Raw genomic sequence first — 19,379 nt, 5'->3', positions numbered from 1 at the left:
TCATACCATTAAGCGCGCAAACGACTTTTCAGCGCGCATCAAATGAATAAAACTACAATACAGCTAAATACCACCAACCGGCCGCTCTATTTCATACAAGGCATCATCAATAGTTTCTAGCTTTGCCTGTAAGACCGCACGCGCATCTAAAATACCTTGATTGTAATAGTAAGCTCCCACTTCTTCTGAGAAAAAATCCAATAAGAATTCAGCATCAAATTGGCCAATATCTTGCCGAAGCTCTTCCTGGAAATACAACTTAATCTTCTTAACGATATCGGCTTTGCTATCTGCTGATAATTTAATAATTTCAGACAAAGAATTACCCTTTCGCTATTAATGCTTGTAATACGGTTAAAAACGCCGTCACCGATGCTATAGGCGCCGACTCTTTCATTGTGTGGTAACCCGAGGTAGGAATTTGCAAGGTGGAGCCATCAACTAACCCTTGCGACGCTGAAATAATGCGCCCCATCTCCGTCGAACCCAGCGAAGAAGGTTCCTCGCCACGCGCAATTAATATTTTATTATGCGTCTCAACATAGGCATCTTTGTATAGCACGCTATAACCCAAGCGCTCACAATGCTGTTGCAACGTTTTTGTTAACGGGGTATTAAACTCGGCGTTCGCATCTTTATTACGCAACACCAAATGCTGGTGCTGTGCGGCTTTAAAGTCTGGGAACGGGCTGGTATCAACCACGATTAACTGGTTGGTCGAGCCGCCAAAACGCCTGAACCACTCCAACAAATAACGCCAACTTTTGCCCGCCTCTTCTTGTGCTGTAAAGAAAGCTGTGCCCTCAAACCCTAGCTCAAACAAATAAACTAAAGCTGCCACCGTAAGCACATTATCTAACTGTCCGACTAGTGCGTGCTCGTCCTTGTATAACTTATCGCGAAACGCAATTGGAGTTCCGGCAACAACATGCTCTAAGCCCTCCAATTCAAAAATAAGGTTATTGCGGTATTCACAGATATAGGCGTTGGTGATTTTACCTTTGCCACGATACGCACCTGACCAAGGCTCATAGGCATATACATGGTTATCATTGAAGCGCGTAGCAATTTTTTTCATTAGCTCTTCGCTAATGGAATTGCCCAGCAAATCGGAGCGGGCCCCTGCAACAGAAGCCGCATATTGGAATTCATTTGGCCCGGTGCAGATCAAACCATGCCGATCAGCGTGGGCCGATAACATTAACGAATGAGGTTTAGCGCCTTGGGCCACCAAAAGGCCTTCGTACCAAGTGACCTTCGCGCCACGCTCTTCTAGCTCGCGCTGCAAAACTCGAAAGAAAGCGTGTTCCGCACCGACCACACTCGGCTCACGCAATAAAGTCGCTAATATATCGATAAAACCACCGGGCAGTGGCGAGAATGCAGAGGTCATTCAGTAAGCTCAAAATGGAAAAATGAAAGATGCACGCCTAAATGCATTTTAAACAACGCAGCAAAGCACGCTAGAATGCGCGAGTTTTGCACAGCATTCGCAAGCATACAATCAAAAAGTATCGCGCTCTTTACAAGCTAATAGTAGCCTAGGAGCAATACGGTTAGACGCCAGCCTATGAAGTTCCGTAGAATGCGTGCAAGCCTTGGGAGTACGCTATGCAGTATGAATTCTCTAACAGTATTAATTCAATTCCAGCCAGCCAGTGGCAAGCCCTTTGGCAAACAGATTACCCCTTTATTCAGCATGGATTTTTAGCGGCACTAGAAGATAGCAATTGCACCGGTGCCAAGTCCGGCTGGCAGCCCTACCACCTTAGCTTAAAAGAAAACGGCGCGTTAATTGGCGCTATGCCGCTGTATGTGAAAAGCCACTCCTACGGTGAATACGTTTTCGATTGGAGCTGGGCCGATGCTTACCACCAAAACGGTATTCACTATTACCCTAAACTGCTTAATGCCATCCCTTTTACCCCAGCAACAGGCCCGCGCTTTGCCGTACGCGATAACCACGCTATGCAACAAATGCGTGCGGTAATTAACGAGCAGCTTGTAAGCAACCGTTTTTCGGGCTTTCACTCGCTATTCCCTAGCGCAGAGCAAGCAAGTTTACTTGCCAAGGAAGCAGCGCCCACAGATACCAGCAGTAGCTTACAGCGGCGCTTAGGGTGCCAGTTTCACTGGTTTAACCACGGCTATTCTGACTTTGATGCCTTTCTATCAGACTTTAGCTCGCGTAAACGCAAAAACATAAAAAAAGAGCGAGCCAAAGTTTACCAGCAAGATTTTGTGATTACGCGCACCACGGGCACACAGCTAACCACGCAAGACTGGCACGACTTTCACCAACTTTATCAACGCACCTATCAAAAGCGCAGCGGCCACAACGGCTACCTTAATAGTGATTTTTTTCAACGCCTTGGTGAAGCCTTGCCACAAAACACACTTTTGGTTCGCGCTTATCAGCAAAGCCAGCTAGTTGCGGCCGCGCTTTATTTTTACGACAGCCAAACTCTCTATGGCCGTTATTGGGGTGCCACCGAAGAATTTGATGGCTTACACTTTGAATGCTGTTACTACCAAGGCATTGAATTTGCCATCGAGCAACAGCTACAGCGCTTCGACCCTGGGGCACAGGGTGAACACAAAATTCAACGCGGTTTTGTGCCCGTACTCACACAATCGTTTCATCAACTGGCACATCCCGAGTTCAATCACGCGATTAGCCAGTTTTTAGTTGAAGAAAAGCAACACAACCGACAGTATTGTGCCGACGCCCGTAGCTATCTACCTTTTAAAGAAACCCTAGAACTACCCAGCCCGAATATACTCACAGGGGCAACGGCATAGCGCGCATCACCCACTTCGATATAAGAGGAATATTTATGACAGCCACTCAACCAAAAAGCCTATTAAAAGCACTGTTACTTGGTAGCGTTATTAGCTCGCTCGCATTTGCGCAAAGTGTAGCCGCAGACTGGCGCATTAATAATGAAGCCTCCGACATTCAGTTTGTGAGCATCAAAAAGGGCAACATCGGGGAAGTTCATCACTTTGGTGAACTGGCAGGAACCTTTACCAAGGCCGGAGCCCTGACTGTGAATATTTCCTTAGCCTCTGTCGATACCGGTATCGATATTCGCAATACCCGCATGCAAGAGCACCTATTCGAAAGCGCAAAATACCCACTAGCAACCATTAGCGCTCAGATAGACCCGACATTACTCAAAGGCCTAAAAGCCGGCAAAAATAAAACGCTACAGGTACCGTTTGAACTTAACCTGCACGGTAAAAAAGTCAGCTTAACTGCACCTGTCACAGTAAATGCGCAAAAAGGTGGCAGCTTGCATGTGAATACCACCGCGCCGATACTGCTTAACGCGGCCGACTTCGGCTTTATTCCTGGTATTGATAAACTCAAAGAGCTTGCCGGCCTAGATTCCATCGCAAGTAGCATTCCCGTTACTGTCCAACTATCACTCGAGAAATAACGAGCCAAGGGTCAATGATGCAAATATCATCCACCGGTATCCCCCGCAATTTAGCCATGTTTTTGGCTTATCTGTTTAACTGGATTAGCGGCATTATTTTTTTACTAATAGAAAAGAAAGACGCAGAAGTACGCTTTCATGCCGCGCAATCTGTTATTTTCTTTGGTGCCTGCAGCATATTGGGTGTGCTACTGCCCGTTATTCCATTACTAGGGCCACTTAGCTTACGGATTATTGGCCTTATCGCCTTAGTCGTTTGGTTGATTCAACTAGTAACATCATTACTGGGGCGGCCATTTAAGCTGCCTTTTGTGAGCACGTTTGCAGCAATTTTGGTGATGAAGATATAAAAAAAGGGCTCTGAAATAAGAGGGTCTTCTCCGCTTTAGTGAGGTAAAAAGAGATGCTAAGACCCGCCATATCCGTTGAAATGTAAGGTTCTCACGCCACTACACTTAAACGAATATATGAGCCTTAACATCTCCAGCAAAATTTTGAGCCTTCCTGGTCAGCGTGTCAAACAAGTTCAGCATGACTTGGCCCTGCAAAGATTGACTATACACTGCAAGCGAGACCGTCGTTATAGAGCGATTGACCCGTCAAGTAATGAGGCGGCCAACATCAACCGATACTTGCGCAGAACGATCCGTGATGTCCCTTTGTGTGGCTTCGAGTGCTATTTGGAAGTTGAGCTCGCTCAAGTTGTGACGACTTGCGGTAGGCGTCTAATGGAGGCTTGCGAATTTGTCGATACAGGCAATCGCTATACTCAAAGATTTTGCCAGTTGGTGAGCGGATTGTGTCGCCATATGAGTATCAGCACGGTCAGTCGGCACCTAAAGCTACGATGGGAAACGGTGAAAAATATGGATAAATTTCACCTAGAGAAAACGTTGCCTGCACTTAATCCTGAAAAATTAATTGACTTAAAATATCTTGGGGTCGATGAAGTCGCTAGAGCCAAAGGCCATGATTATATGACGGTGATTTATGACATGGAATCCGGTCATTTAATTGGCGTTGAGACAGGCCGTAAAGCCGAGGTGTTGACAGCGTTTCTAAAGCGCTTACCAGCACAAACCGCTGAAAACATAGAGGCGGTAGCCATGGATATGGGGCCAGCCTATCAAAAATCGGTACGCGAATGCTTGCCTAATGCTGACATTGTTTTCGATCGGTTTCATGTGATGCAAAACTACAGTAAAGCCATGAGCAATCAGCGTAGGATCGAGTTCAGAAAGGCGGATCGCGCAGGCAAAGAGCAGCTTAAAGGTACCCACTACCTGTTGTTAAAAAATGCCGACAAGTTAAATGATAAACAAGCCAATAAACTCCAGACATTGCTCGAAAATAATTCCAATATCAATACACTTTATATACTCAAAGAGCAGCTCCAAGCTTTGTGGAATGCAGGGAATTATGACGCCATGATGAATGCATTGGAGCAGTGGTGCGACATCGCGGAACAGACGAATATGCTCTATCTCAAGAAATTTGCAAAGTCACTAAGGAAGCATAGCGTAGGCATTTGTAACTACGGAAAACACGGGCTGACTAGCGCCAGAATTGAAGCCGGCAATGTCAGCATTGGCATGATTCGCAAGCGAGCAAGAGGCATCAAGGATACCGAGTACTTCAAGCTAAAAATAAGGCAATCATCGATGCCTGACGAGCAATCCATGTTCTATGGAAGCCACTAGATCACCTCACTAAAGCGGAGAAGAGCCAAATAAGAGCCCTTTTCTTTTTACAATAAGGCTTTAGCTTTGCCGCTTGCGCAGAAATAACTTGGAGTTTTCAGCTCCTGTAGCCAATAATGATATTTCTTTATCGGGTACATATTCATCCAAAATCGTGGCTAACAGCGCTTCTGTCATTGGCTTTTGCACATAACCGTCCACATCGGATTCAACACATTTATCTTTAATTTCTTCTGTGTAAGGCTCTGAAGACACCAAAATTATTGGTGCTTTGTGTGGGCACGCATCCGAATTTTTCAGGTTATTAGCAATGTAAAAGCCACTAATACCCGGCATATTGATATCTAAAAAAATAAGATCGTAGGCGGTATCTAGTTTATCCACAATATCTAAGCCGCGCGCCTTAAATACCTCGCAGCCAAACTCTTCTAGCATGTTTTCTATCAGCGCAGCCTCTACGCGGTTATCCTCGGCTATCAGCACTTTGGCCATATAATGCTTGTGTACTCCCATAACACCCACCTCTAATTCAACGCCTGTTTCTATGAGTGTAGCCAAGCTAGCTAGGCGGCTAACCAGCTTCCGACAAAAGGTAATTAAAGTCGATACGAGATAGATCGAATTGTTCTTGTAACTGTTCCGTTAAAACCAAAAGCGTCTCAAAACTGCCTTCTTCCGAGCGAGCGAGCGATTCAATTTCTCGGGCTAAGTCCGAAACCGTAAAAGCCCCCATCTGCCGACTGGACGATTTTATTGTGTGCGAAGGTACAACAAGCTGGCTGTAATCCTTTGCCTCTAGGCCTTCTTTAATTTGCTCTAGGTAGTTCTGTGTATCTTCTAAAAAGTATTCAATCATCGTAGGGAAGCGCCGTTTCATCATAGACTTGGCCTTAACCACCGCTGCATCATCCAAGTACTGCAGTGCCAGCCCCGTGCTTTGCTCTTGCGGAGCAGCCTCACCTTGCGCTGCACTGTCGTCAGCGGTTTTAGCTTCACCGATTGGGCTGGCTGGGCTTGTGGTCGGTGCCAAAGGCGCTGGGGCTGCAGCGTCTTTGGGCCTACCAGGTGCCTCCTTAGGCATAGGAGCCTCTTTAGGCATAGGCGCTTTTTTAGGGGTAGACGCTTCATCCTGCTTTGCTTTCGCCGCTTCACTATTAACCGCTTCACTATTAGCCGCCTTGCTATTAGTCACATTGCGATTAGTAGCAGGTTCGTCGCGCTCTACCTCAGAGGAAACTACATTATGCGTATCGAGCGATAACGACATATCAAAGCCATCGTCTTGCATTCCTAACATGGGCTTTTTGGGTTTATCGCCTTCGACCGGCGAATCGACATCGGCAGGCTGCGCCGCAGCTAGTAACTGACTGTCCTTACCCTCAGGTGCCGCCACAGTATTTGACGTATTTTGAGACGTCGCCGAAGCATCGTCGGCAATAATCGACGATGCAGTCTGTTTAACAGGCTGGCGATGCTGGAGCCATTTGCTCATTGTTTGCTGTAAGTCTTTTTTGCGTACTGGCTTAGATAAATACGCATTCATGCCAGAATCTAAACAGCGCTCTTTATCCCCAACCATTGCGTTGGCTGTTAAGGCAATAATTGGCAGCGTTTTACCAATGGTTTGGGGTAATGCACGAATCGCCTTTGTTGCTTCAAAACCGTCCATAACAGGCATCATGCAGTCCATTAATACCAAATCAAAATGCCGCCCGCCGCGAATCGTATCCACTGCAATTTTTCCATTTTCGGCGAGCGTTACCGTCGCACCAAAATCCAATAGCATATCTTCAGCTAAAGCGGCGTTAATACGGTTGTCTTCGACTAATAGAATTTGTGCACCATCTAAATGATTAACATTGGCCGTATAGGTTCGCGTTAGAAGCTCGCTAGGTGCACTCGGCGCAGCTGTTTTGGCGGGTGATTTTTGGGTCGTTAGGAATTCGGTGAATAACTCTGTATCTGCCGGAAAAGAAAATATCCCGCTAAAACCTTGCTCTTTTAAACCCTGCGCTACCTGTTCATCATGTTTACGCGTAATGCAAACGGCAGGTATTTTATCGAATGCGGTATACGCTTTGGCGGTTTGTATCATTTTACTAGGTGATGCAGCCTTCACAAAATAATCAATCGCCAGTAGCGAAACAGCACCACCTAAGTTCATCGTATTAGTCATCAATTCATGCGATGTCACACAAACGACTTGCAAGCCACTCATACCTAATTCAGCTAAAACATTACCTTTAAACTCTTTATCGTCGCAAACAAAAACGATAGAACCCGAATGGCTTAACGAGGCCGGTGATTCTACACGCTGAATATTGTCGGCAAGGTTTAACGGTATTGTAAAGCTAAATGTAGCACCTTCGCCTAATACACTTCCAACGCGAATACTGCCGCCCATTAGCTCTACCAATTTTTTACAAATAGATAAACCTAAACCTGTACCACTGAATAAACGTTTAGTACCGCCATTACCTTGGACAAACTGTTCAAAAATAATAGACAATTTAGATTCTTCAATACCAATACCGGTATCTTCGACAGAAAATTTAAGGGCTAAATCACCTGTACCCAATGGCTCTGCTATATCTACAGTTACAACAATATAACCCGACTCCGTGAATTTAATGGAATTACTTAATAAATGATAAAGAACCTGACGAATCAAAGAAGAATCGCCACCGACCTCATGAGGCACGCCATCTTCATAACGCATAATTAGCTCTAGGCTTTTAAGCTGTGCGCGCTCTTCCATTATCTGAATAAGGTCTTGAGTTAATTCAAATAAATTAAAACGTGTTAGCTCTACTTGGGTATCACCAGTTTCCAAAGAGGAATAACCAAGAATGTCATTAACCACGTCTAGCAAGGCATCTGCAGACGACATAATCGTCTTAACGTAAGATTTTTGCTTGTTATCTAGCCGCGTAGAATCCAAATTTTCGCCGGCACTAATAATACCGTGCATCGGGGTTCTAATTTCGTGGCTTACGCTGGTTAAAAATTCGGTTTTAATCCTATTTGCTAGCGCAGCTTGTTCATAGGCCTGCTCTATATCATTTTGCAGTGGCCGCAATATATAAAAGAACATCGCCAGTGCAAACAAAGCAAAAACAACGACCAAGTAATGCCAATAACTTTGATTTTGCCGGCTAACTACATCCCCCAAGTGTTGATAGTAGCGCGTTACTGTTTTGTGTAATCTGTCATCAACAATTTTTTGGTACCTGGCAATAATGTCTATATGACGCTTGACATCATTTTGGTTATCGCTAGATAACTGCGAGAGTTTATAAGCCGAGGCAACATACTCCCTTACTAAAAAACTCGTCGAATGTTCGCCATCAAAGTACATACTGCTAATTGCGTCAGGGACAATATCTTTTTGTGCCTGCAAACTTGTATTAATAAATTCTAACTGGCGAGCTAAATCTCTAAGCTCGTTGCGCGCGTGGGATGTGTTTAGCTTACGGGGCAGCGCCGCCACATCTCCAACATAACCCGGTTCCGTCGTGTTATTGTCTCGCCGAGGTACGATATTGCGGTCGAAATACTGAGCCAATACAGAGATATGCTTAACAACGGATATTTGCTGGTTTAATTTATAGATAGATTCCGCATTGCGTTTGTTTTCTACCGCCTGTAATGAGGAGTACATAAAAATGGAAATAACGAGCGCAGCCGACACACCAAAAAGCACAACCACTTTAGACCAAAGACCGTTATGACCAACAGATGGGAACCAGGCTTTATACATTATTTAAGCGCCCCCGATGTAATAAACGCCTTTGTACCATCAAAAGCTTTAACTAACTTTTCAATATCCTGCTGTATTTCTTCAAGGCCTGTAGATTTCTTAGCATAGGTTTCTATATTTTTAGCCAGATCACCCACAGCACAAAAGCCTAAGGTATACGATGACGACTTCAACGGATGTGCATTTTCACGAATACGGTGGAAGTCTTGCTCGGCAAGACCTGAACAAATACATGCTAAATACTCTTCGCTATCTTCGATATATTCCCCCAAAATGGTATCAAACTTTTTCTTAAACACATTTTTGGTCGCGTCAAATGTTGCCTTATCCACCAACTCGTGTGATTGTTCTACTTTGTTTTCGAATACTTTTACTGAACTCTTATCATCAGACTTGCGATTAATAGAAGCGTTTGAAGGCGCCTTATTAATGCGAATTAATGCGCTAGCCGCATTAGCAGCTTCAGTAGCTCCCTCGCCAATAGGCGGATAGTCTTTTGAATCTTCTGGTAAGGTAACAACAATTTCGTTATGCAAAGACTGGATATATTCTTTCGTTTGCGTTGCAGTTTTAATCGAGGCCTGCAATAAGCCAGCAAGAATATCTGTGCGGCTAATCTTCTCAGCATGTAAATCTAAAGCAGCCTGAGAAAAACGGAGCATCTCACGTCTCAAACGTAAAAAACCAAAAGCCTCACAAACAGGAATAACAACCTGTGTAGTTTCATAAATAACACGCGCAGATTGTGACCGGAATTGTCTTTCAAGCAATTGCAAGCTCTTCTCTATGTCAACAATATAACGCTCCACGTCAATGCCCGCGCGGCTACTAAAAGCGAGCACTCTAGAGAACTCTTCATCATCGATTAGGTTATCTATATCTTGCTCACCCGAATGGGGCTTAATGGATATCTTGCTGCTATCAACACATTTAGCCAATAATGTTCGCAGCTTTTCTCGCTTTATCGGCTTTGTAATATAGTCATCCATGCCCGCGTTAAAGCAGCGCTCGCTATCGCCCTTCATTGCGTTTGCTGTCAATGCAATAATAGGGGTTGCACTGCGGTGGGCACTGCGTTCGAAGTGGCGAATATGGCGCGTGCTTTCAAAGCCGTCCATGATCGGCATCTGGCAATCCATTAATACGGCATCAAAACGAGCCTCGCGGAAACAGTCTAAAGCTTCCTTACCATCAATACACAATACGACTTCACAACCGAACTCATTTAATATTTCTGTGGTTATTTGCGCATTAACACGGTTATCTTCAACCAATAGTATTTTTACGCCCTCAAAATATACTAAGTCATTCTTTTGATTAATAATAAAATTGGGAATAAGTACCGATATCTTACTGACAAGTTGATTCTTTAACGATTGCTTATGAATAAATAAGTCAATACCGGCATTAACGGCATGAACATTATCAACAGCTACATCCCGCGCTGCCGTAGCGATTATAGGCGTATGACGTGCAGCCATTTCAGCCTGCATTTTTCTGAAAGATTTAGCTACATCAATACCATTAACGACGGGAAGCTCAATATCTAAAACCATTAAATCTACAGCGTGGTTCATGACATACTCAATAACAGCGTCGCCGTCACAAACCCTTACTACTTTACAACCGGCTTCTAAAAGAATCGTTTCTATAAATTTATAATGGGTGTCATTTGCTTCAGCAACCAAGATTTGCGGGCCAGCCAACTTGAAGTGACTAGCGCGATTATTAGAGCTTCCCCTAATTTCATCAACAGTTAAAACATTAGCGCCAGCAGTTTTCCCGGACAATATTGTTAACTCAATTAATGCCGTTAACTGTCTCAAGCGTATCGGTTTTTGAATATATGCCGATATACCCAACTTGGAATATACCTGTTCATGCTGCATGTCAGCGCTAATATCACTTAATATTATTATAGGCGGCGCGCTATCAACATACGTTAGTCCTATATTTTCAGCTAACGCACAACCATTAACCATAGGCATATTTTCATCAATTAATATGACATCAAATGGCTCGCCTTTTTCATCAAACCTACCGACTAGCCGAATTGCTTCTTTTGCGCTGCTGACACAGCTTACACGCAAACCAAAATAGCGAAGTGCTAGCTTTATATATTCTAAAAAATAGGGGTTATCATCAATAACTAACGCATGCAATCCTTCTAGCTTTTCAGTATTTTCGTGTACTGCCTGTTCTTTATCAATTGTAAAATCTAACGTAAAGCTAAAAGTAGACCCTTTACCCTCGACACTTTCTACATGAATTTCACCACCTAATAGCTCAACCAGTTGCTTGCAAATAGCCAAGCCCAAACCTGTTCCACCATATTGGCGAGTAATAGACGATTCGGCTTGAGTAAAACGCTCGAAAATCTTTTTCTGGGCACTTTCAGAAATACCAATACCGGTATCGACTACGGAAAACCGCAATTTCTCTTTCGCATCGTCACTAACGCTGCAACCCAATGGCTCCACTTCTATTAAGATATGGCCATTGTCGGTAAATTTAATTGCATTATTAACGAGATTGTTAAGCACCTGCCTAAGGCGGCTAGGATCACCAATGACCACCTCAGGAATATAAGGCGATATCGCCAAGATAATTTCTATATCCTTTTCATTCGCTCGCATCGTCATTAAATCTGCGACGTCTTCTATTTCGGCATACAAATTAAAAGGTATCGATTCTATTTCTAACTTTCCAGATTCAATTTTAGAAAAGTCCAAAATATCATTAATAATTGCCAGCAAACTTTCTGATGAGCGCAATATAGTACTGGCATAATTCTTATGCTTTTGTTTTTCTAACGATTCAAGCAACAGCTCGGTGGTACCGATAATGCCATTCATGGGCGTTCTGATCTCATGGCTCACCGAAGCCAGAAAATCACCCTTTAGCTCGTTGGCCTCATCGGCCTTGTTTTTTGCCTTGAGTAGCGCATGCTCTTTACTGCGCATATCTTGCAACAAGTGGTTAAAAGCCGCAGCTAAACGCCCTATTTCATCATCTGAGAAATGTGAAGCCCTGATATGAAAATCATTGCTCTTTAAGAATTTTACAACTGAAGAGCTTAGCTCTTCTAACGGGCGGGAGATAATAAATCGCAACCTTAACAACATTAAAAAAGAAACGATAAAAAACACCACCACTAAACAGGCTGCCACAATCAACTGCCTGTAAAGTATGCCATTTTCATATCCATTAGAGGCCTGAACATACAAATAGCCCTCAATCTGGCCATCGACGTTATGCACCGGCTCTACAAATGCCAACTCGTTAGCATGGCACTCACTCTTTAATGATTTAACAACAATCATTTCTTTATTAAACAAACAGAACGCCTCAACATCCAATGCTTGCTTAAACGAATCAACCGTACGCTCTATAGCCGGTAAGTCTATATTCAATAGCTGATCAGCCAACGGCACTTCAATCAATCGAGTAAGCGTCTTAGTTGTTTCGTGATGAAAATGATTTTTTAGTGTTACAGCCTCTATGTAAACAAAAGGCAGAGAAATCAATACACAAAGTACAATGGCCAGCACAAAAAGCAGCTGCATTTTGCCCTGCACACTTAAACGCTTCTCTGCTTTTATGGCTCGCTTAAGCCAGTTGTTGCGATCCTTCTCTGGCACGCGAATTACCAATCAATATCAGAATCATTAGCAACAAACGCGGTAACTTCGTTGCCCGCATCGTTATACGATATTTTATCGAAGCTCATGGAGTGGGCTTGCGCAATGCCTCGCCCATGATTTTCTAATGCACGAGAAGGGTCAACTTTAATGTATTTACGCCAATCAAAACCGTTGCCACAGTCTTTGATTTTCAAATAGAACCCATCCTCTTGGCGTTGATACAAAACCTCAACACTCTTGTTTTTATGTTCAGGGAATTCCGTTCTTCGCAAAACCTCATCGCGCCAAGTACCACTTTTAATCAACCATGTTTTCTCATCATAGCCAATGCCTAAATTTCCGTGCTCAACACCATTAATGAGTAGCTCTGCAATACCGGTAACCACTTTTTCTGGCTGGGGATAACAATTTGCCAAAAAGCATGCAAGGTCTTCAGCTTCTGGAATAGTACGCAATTTAAACTGGCATTTGCGAATAAGATTAAAGCTGGACTTATGGTGCTTTAATTCCTGATTAAGCAACTTTTGTTGCGATATATTGCGCACAGCCGCAGAGATAACCGACGCCAAAACTTCTTCGTCGATGGGCTTTGTTAGGTAATAATACACCCCGGCATCGATGCCTTCTCGGATTTGCTCCGCTCGATCAGATCCTGTCTGCATAATGACGGGGATATTCTTTAATAGCGGGTCGTTTTTCATTAACGACACAACTTCCAAACCATTCATGCCTGGCATTTCACGATCAATAACAACAATATCAATATCAGCGCCGTGTTCCTGTAACGCGGACCATGCTGTTTTTCCATCGTCCGCGGTTGTAACATTGTGGCCTAGATCTTCTAATTGCGTTTGTAACATCATACGCATAGAACGGTCATCATCCACTGCCAATGTATTGATCGTTACACCATTAGGAATTGCAGATGCCGCAAGGTTAAAAGATTCCATATTAATTACCTTTCTGAAAATGCCGTTTTAAGTGATAAATGAATAGGTTTAAATAGATAAGAAAGAATAGTCTTTTCTCCGGTAATAATGTCGCCAACAACAGTCATACCAGGAAGAATCGTATTTTGTTGCGCATCGTGCCCCACATAGGTTTTTGCTAACCCAATGCGCACTTTAAAATACGGTTCTCGCTTTTCGTTCATAAATGTTGTTGCAGAAACATAATCTAACGTTCCCGACACTGTGCCATAGCGTGAGAAATCAAAAGAGCTGACTTTCACACGTATCGGCTGCCCCACTTTAATATGGCCAACATCCTTGGGGGAAACTTGCGCTTCCACAATAAGCTTCGCACTTAAGGGGACTATTTCTAATAGCGCTTTACCGGGTTCGACAACACCGCCAACGGTATTAAGCTGTAAGCCTTTCACCACTCCTTTTACCGGCGCCCGAATGGTTAATCGATTGACGCGATCTTCTAAGCGAATTAGCGTTTCTTGTATTTGATCACGCTGGGATTGCAATTGATCCAACATCGAATACGCTTGGTCTCGAGACTTAGACCCAAGTGATGTCAAGCGGCTTTGATATTCGGTCAAAGACTCGCGAGCTTGCCCTAAAGCCTCTTTAGACTCTTTTAGATCACCTATTAATTTATGGTGGTCTTGCTCAAACTTGATATACGTTAGCCGCGATGCATAGCCTTTATCGAGTAATTTTTTTTGAATATCCCGAGCTTCGGCGGCCAATGCTAAGCTTTGCTTGGCGTGCTCTATACGATGCTGTAATTTTTCTATTTCAGACTCTTTTTGTGTTATTTGCTGGCTTAACACGTCCTCTTCCTGCGCAATAGACTGGCGCATTTCATTATAAGTACTGGCTTGAAAATTAAGCTCTTCCTCGGTTAACTTGGCGATATGGCTAAAATCTAGATCGCGCTTTTCAACAAACGCTTTATAGCGCTCTATTTGAAATTTAATAGACTTCATCTTTTTTCGCGTTTCTTCTAGATTCTGCGTTGCCGCCGTATCTTCTAGCTTAATTAGAACTTGATGCTGATCGACAAGGTCACCATCGCGAATCAAGACTTCTTTAACCAACGCCCCTTCTAAATGCTGAATAATTTGGGTATAACCACGCGGAACCACCTCTCCAACAGCACTCGTCACTTCACTAATTTTTGTAACAGCAGCCCAGATAAAAAAGACCAGTATGGCGGTACTAATCACTAACATAGTAATACGCACCATATGCGGATTAACCGCTTCCTCTAGCTTTACCGATTGCGGCATGTAAGCCAGCTGCTCCTGCTCGCTTTGCGAGAGCTGGTGCTGCCTTAAGTATTCTTTAATAGATATAACCATACCGTTACGCAGCTGCAATACACAGTCAGCGTTACCTCCGCGACTTAAAATACATATAAAGTTACCCTTCTATTTAGTCTAGTTAAAAAAGCTAGGCCTAGCTGGCAAACACAAAAAGGAATAGCCTTCTTTACATGCCATTTTGAAATAGGGTTATATCGATATTAAGTTTTTGGTTATATTGAAGGCATATGTAGTCAGGCTTAAAAATCAGCCCGCTTTATCGCTATTATTTTGGCAAGAATGCTAATGGAGGCAGGTATACAGGCCTACTTGCCTTTATTTATTACCAAAGCGAATAAAAAGGGCACACCAAAAGGTCAACCCTAGAATGGCTAAATTAGATGCGCTAGGTGTTGCTCTTATTGATCGCCTCTATAATTAAATCAGGGGAGCCCACCATGGGAAAATCTCCGGTGGAAAGCAAGACGACTGTATCGGCCATTTTTATGTAGTCTTCGCGGTGGGTTACTAAAATTACTGTGCGGTGCCCTTTCCAGCGCTCAATTGTCTTGCGGAAGGCATCGCCCGCACTACTGTTTAGCAATGCATAGGGTAGCTCATCGAACAACATAAGCGAGGTATTCTTGATGTAGGCCCGCGCCAAATTTAACTTATACGACAACCCTGAAGGCAACTGAAAACCATCGATGCCTATTTGCGTTTCTATCCCTTGAGGTAAGGCACAAATTTCCTCCCATGCATCTACTTGGTTTAACGCTACTTTAATTGCTTGCGCATTGACTAGTGGATCAGCCATACGTAGATTTTCTGCAATGGATCCGTTAAAGAAATGCGGGATTTGAGGCACGTAAGCAATATTTTTACGAAGGTCGATTAAATCAAGTTGGCGAATATCTAAATCGTCAATTCTAATATTTCCGGTTTGCGGTTTATAAAACCCGTTTATCAGTTGAAGAATTGTCGATTTACCCGAACCATTACCACCAGTAACGGCAACCAAATCACCAGGTTTTGCATTAAAGCTAAGACCGGTAAATACGGGGTCACTAATTTTACTATAACGCAGGCCCACTTTACTAAAACTAACATGCCCTTTTAATTCGTTAATGCGCGTATGCGATGCGGATTCTTGCGCCTCGGTATTAATTGCCATAAGGCGATTGACTTGATCCACCGAGTTACGCACTTGCTCGAAGCGGCTCATGGAATTACACAATATTTTAAAGGGCGTTAACACTCGCCAAACTAAAAGTGTGGTAGCGATTAATGCACCGGTAGTGATCTCGCCTGCCAAAATACCAATAACCCCAAGATAGATAATAGTAAGCCCTGCCGCCACAAACAACGCGTGCGATATTGTCTCGATACGTGCAGATAAAAAAGCTGTATTAAACGCCGATAACGATGCTTTGCCCGATACTTTTCGATATTCTTCAATCCATTTTTCACCGATGCCGCTAGAACGAATACCATGCATTTTTTGGAAAGTTTCAAATACCATTTGCTGGCGAAGCGAATGGTCTTTACCCGACAACTTAGTGGATGTTCTTAGCGATGTATTGGTAAAAAACAACAGGACTAAGTACAGCATACCAATGGCTAAAGGCACCAAGGCCAGTTTGCCAGCAATAATCGCAATGGCCAATAAAATGATAAGGGTAAAAGGCAGCTCTACAATGGCTAAAAATAAAGGTCCATTGAAAAAATCGCGAATACTTTCAAAAGCCCGGATACGTGAAATTTGTGCAGATACCGATGCGCGCTCGGTAAACGTTATTGGCATTAGCACCAATTGGGAAAATATATGGTTACTGACGATAGTATCTACCCGCGAGCTAAACCAAGATAATGCTCGCAGCCGCACCATACGCAATACACCTTCGCTGGCTAGCGCTAAGAACGCCCCGACAATCAAGGGCATTAATGTTTCTGGTGAATGCAAGCCTATGACACGATCGTATACCAGCATCACAAAAAGCGGGGCGGCAATGGCCACTAAATTAATCATAATACTGACAGAAAACACCTGCCAGAATAGGCTTTTAAAACGTTCGAGCAGCGCCCTAAACCAAGTAAACCCCGATGCCGCCATATACTCCGGTGTTAACGGCTGTGGCGATTCCGATTCTTTCGTAAAGACATACGCCTTGCCTTTGGGGATTACACTACTATTAACCGTCATGACGCGTTCAGCAGAACAGTCATAAATGGTAAACATTAAATTATCGTCTTGCGAATGCGAACCCAAGATCACGACAGGTTGTGCACCATTGAGTGTGCTATTCGCTGCGGCGTCAGTAGAATGCGTATGCGGCACATACAAACATGGGAAAAGCCGTTTATTTATAATTGGCGCATCAATAGTGATTTCGTTAGCCAAATAACCTAAGTTTGCAATAGCGTTCATGACATCAATTACATCTATATCACGCTTTGTACTTGGCAAATAATCACACAAGGTGCGCTCGCTTATCGGCAGGTCTAGCTCTACCGACAAACACACAATGGCATTTTCATAACAGCGGCTCAAATCACTCGAGTCAGATAACCACCCAGCAGCACGCAGCTGCGATAGCATAATCTCGATTTGATGCGCTTTTGTTATCCACGCTTGATCATTAAATTCCAAAGCCGCATTCATAAACGCAACACCTGATAAGGTTTAACATCATGCAGCTTACTGTCATCTACAAAGCGTCGCTCTTTTAGCTCGCCATTATCGAGAACATAATCCCGGTCAGATAGATGCAGTATGTTTTTATCGTCGCTCACTAAAATAAGTGTGACTCTATTTTTTAGTTTCGCTAAAAGCTTGTAAACCAGATGATAGCCTTCTTTATCCAGCCCTCTATCGGCATTATCAAACAGTAATATTTTGGGTTTTGCGGCCAATACGCGCGCAATGGCTACACGCTGCTTTAACCCTGGCGGAATGGCATCAGAGCTTCCACCTTCTAACATGGTATCGAAACCCGCCGGTAATTTTGCGATTTCTTTATCAATACCTAGCAGGGTCGAAATTTGATTAACGTTATCCGTGGTATTTAAGCCAAAAGCCGTTAGATTTTCGGTTATTGTGCCTTTAAAAATAGCGCCATCCATTGGCAAATAACCCAAGTGTTTGATAAGTTCTTCCGGTGGATGCAAGTGTGCCGCCACGCCATTAATTAACACCTCACCTTGCTTGGGCAGGTAAAGCCCGGACATCAACTTAAGCAATGTTGTTTTTCCGCAACTATGATCCCCCGAAATAGAAATAGCCGCACCGCGCTTTAAATTAAAGTTAATACCCCTAAGCAAGTATTTATCGTTTTCGGTGTAGGAAAAATGTAAATTGTTAACCGCGATGGAACCTTCAATAACCGTCATTGATTCTTCCGGTGCACGCTTTATTTTTTTAGAGGTAAAGATGCTATTAACTTGCTCGCGGCAGAGTTGATAATCCTGAAAACGCGTCCATATAGACAACGCTTTTTGTACTGGGCTCATTATTCGGCCAGATAACAACACGCAAGCAATCAAGGTACCCATTGTCACCTTGCCAGAAAGCACCATAGGCGCGCCAAAGGCAATCATGGAGACTGTCATCACTTGCGTAAATAGCGCGCTATAATTACTGGCCGTATTTGTTGCTTTAGATAAAAAATAACTGTAGGTACTGGTTGTTCGCTGCAGCTCCTCATATTTGCGCTGAAGCTGGTTTTCGTGCCCTAGCGACTTTGCCGTATGAATACCCGTAAGCACTTGAATAAAAAAGCTCATGCGCTTTTCATCGGAATCGTCGCGCTGCGATAAGATAGATTTTATTTTTTTACCTAAGGCCCATGCCAATAACGCAAATATGCTAAGTATCATGATAGGTACAACAACCAAAGAGCCTGCCAGCACAGCAATTAAAATGATGTATATCGCTACAAAAGGTAAATCGATTAATGTAATAAGAGCTTGGCCGCTGGTAAATTCACGCATGCGCGATATTGACCCCATGCGATGCAAGTGCTGGCTTACATCTTCTTGCTCCACCTCAGATAAATCGGAATGAAGAATATGACGCAGCGCATTACAACTTAGCGCATGCTCGTATACCGCGCTGCTCCAACTCACAATGTAAGAACGCGCCAAACGAATAAAACATTCCAATAATACGGCAATACTTACACCCATCGCTAAAGCGTTAAGCGTACCCATATTCTGGCTGACCAATATGCGGTCGTACACTTGCAGTGTTGTTACCGGTAAGCTTAACGACAATAGGTGTATCGCCAAACTCGCGATGATTAAAGTATTGGTTTTATTCTCAAATGTAATATCGGGGTGCTTGAGGTACTTAGCATCAACGGGGTGAAGAATAGCCCCAAGATACCGCCTTGCAGTCTCGTATTTATTTTTTAGATGTATGCCTGCATAGGCCATTCGAGCAACCCTTTTTAACAGGGGCAACACGCCACCCCGCCTAATTATATTTTCGCTTCTTTAAGCATAGACTCTGGGCGGAACAATGTTAGACGATAATTAATGGCGCCCTTAATGCGTTTAAGAAAAACAGCTTTGTAA

At 43.5% G+C, this 19,379-nt stretch carries 13 protein-coding genes; 4 read left to right on the top strand and 9 right to left on the bottom strand.

The genetic code is table 11. From position 1 onward, the window contains the following. Positions 1 to 63 precede the first annotated feature (63 nt). Both MARGE09_RS01280 and MARGE09_RS01275 read right to left on the bottom strand, forming a co-directional pair. Positions 64 to 318 (bottom strand): DUF2164 domain-containing protein, encoded by a 255-nt coding sequence (locus tag MARGE09_RS01280; RefSeq protein ID WP_236985559.1) that lies wholly within the window; start codon positions 316 to 318, stop codon positions 64 to 66. A gap of 4 nt (positions 319 to 322) precedes the next feature. Next, complete coding sequence (locus MARGE09_RS01275; RefSeq protein ID WP_236985558.1) at positions 323 to 1,393, bottom strand: peptidase M42; 1,071 nt, start codon at positions 1,391 to 1,393, stop codon at positions 323 to 325. A gap of 218 nt (positions 1,394 to 1,611) precedes the next feature. Between MARGE09_RS01275 and MARGE09_RS01270 the strand changes: the two genes are divergently transcribed. The 4 genes from MARGE09_RS01270 (at position 1,612) to MARGE09_RS01255 (ending at position 5,143) form a co-directional block, all read left to right on the top strand. After that, the gene (locus tag MARGE09_RS01270) at positions 1,612 to 2,802 is read left to right on the top strand and encodes a GNAT family N-acetyltransferase (RefSeq protein WP_236985557.1); all 1,191 of its coding nucleotides are present in this window, start codon (positions 1,612 to 1,614) and stop codon (positions 2,800 to 2,802) included. 35 nt (positions 2,803 to 2,837) lie between these two features. Beyond that, positions 2,838 to 3,443 (top strand): YceI family protein, encoded by a 606-nt coding sequence (locus MARGE09_RS01265; RefSeq protein ID WP_236985556.1) that lies wholly within the window; start codon positions 2,838 to 2,840, stop codon positions 3,441 to 3,443. Positions 3,444 to 3,457: 14 nt separating this feature from the next. After that, a complete protein-coding gene (locus MARGE09_RS01260) occupies positions 3,458 to 3,793 on the top strand; it encodes a DUF4870 domain-containing protein (RefSeq protein ID WP_236985555.1) in 336 nt (111 codons plus the stop codon). Between the two features lie 117 nt (positions 3,794 to 3,910). Further along, positions 3,911 to 5,143, top strand: coding sequence for an ISL3 family transposase (locus MARGE09_RS01255; protein ID WP_236981837.1), 1,233 nt, complete (start codon positions 3,911 to 3,913; stop codon positions 5,141 to 5,143). Between the two features lie 60 nt (positions 5,144 to 5,203). Here the strand turns inward: MARGE09_RS01255 and MARGE09_RS01250 are convergent, their stop codons facing one another. From MARGE09_RS01250 to MARGE09_RS01220, 7 genes are all read right to left on the bottom strand, one after another. Then, positions 5,204 to 5,656: a response regulator gene (locus MARGE09_RS01250; protein WP_236985554.1), complete on the bottom strand. Its 453-nt coding sequence runs from the start codon at positions 5,654 to 5,656 to the stop codon at positions 5,204 to 5,206. Between the two features lie 58 nt (positions 5,657 to 5,714). Continuing rightward, complete coding sequence (locus MARGE09_RS01245) at positions 5,715 to 8,903, bottom strand: hybrid sensor histidine kinase/response regulator (RefSeq protein ID WP_236985553.1); 3,189 nt, start codon at positions 8,901 to 8,903, stop codon at positions 5,715 to 5,717. Beyond that, a complete protein-coding gene (locus tag MARGE09_RS01240; RefSeq protein WP_236985552.1) occupies positions 8,903 to 12,544 on the bottom strand; it encodes a response regulator in 3,642 nt (1,213 codons plus the stop codon). The genes MARGE09_RS01245 and MARGE09_RS01240 overlap by 1 nt, the downstream gene beginning before the upstream one ends. Positions 12,545 to 12,549: 5 nt before the next feature. Next, the gene (locus MARGE09_RS01235) at positions 12,550 to 13,497 is read right to left on the bottom strand and encodes a response regulator (protein ID WP_236985551.1); all 948 of its coding nucleotides are present in this window, start codon (positions 13,495 to 13,497) and stop codon (positions 12,550 to 12,552) included. Positions 13,498 to 13,502: 5 nt separating this feature from the next. After that, on the bottom strand, positions 13,503 to 14,861 hold the full coding sequence (locus tag MARGE09_RS01230) for an HlyD family type I secretion periplasmic adaptor subunit (protein WP_236985550.1): 1,359 nt from the start codon (positions 14,859 to 14,861) through the stop codon (positions 13,503 to 13,505). A 349-nt stretch (positions 14,862 to 15,210) separates the two neighbouring features. After that, positions 15,211 to 17,466, bottom strand: a complete 2,256-nt coding sequence (locus MARGE09_RS01225; RefSeq protein WP_236985549.1) for a peptidase domain-containing ABC transporter — start codon at positions 17,464 to 17,466, stop codon at positions 15,211 to 15,213. After that, a complete protein-coding gene (locus MARGE09_RS01220; RefSeq protein ID WP_236985548.1) occupies positions 17,463 to 19,238 on the bottom strand; it encodes a peptidase domain-containing ABC transporter in 1,776 nt (591 codons plus the stop codon). The genes MARGE09_RS01225 and MARGE09_RS01220 overlap by 4 nt, the downstream gene beginning before the upstream one ends. Between the last annotated feature and the right edge of the window lie 141 nt (positions 19,239 to 19,379).

Source organism: Marinagarivorans cellulosilyticus, assembly GCF_021655555.1.
In the GTDB taxonomy this organism is placed as follows: domain Bacteria; phylum Pseudomonadota; class Gammaproteobacteria; order Pseudomonadales; family Cellvibrionaceae; genus Marinagarivorans; species Marinagarivorans cellulosilyticus.
This window is presented reverse-complemented; position numbering and strand designations above follow the sequence as displayed.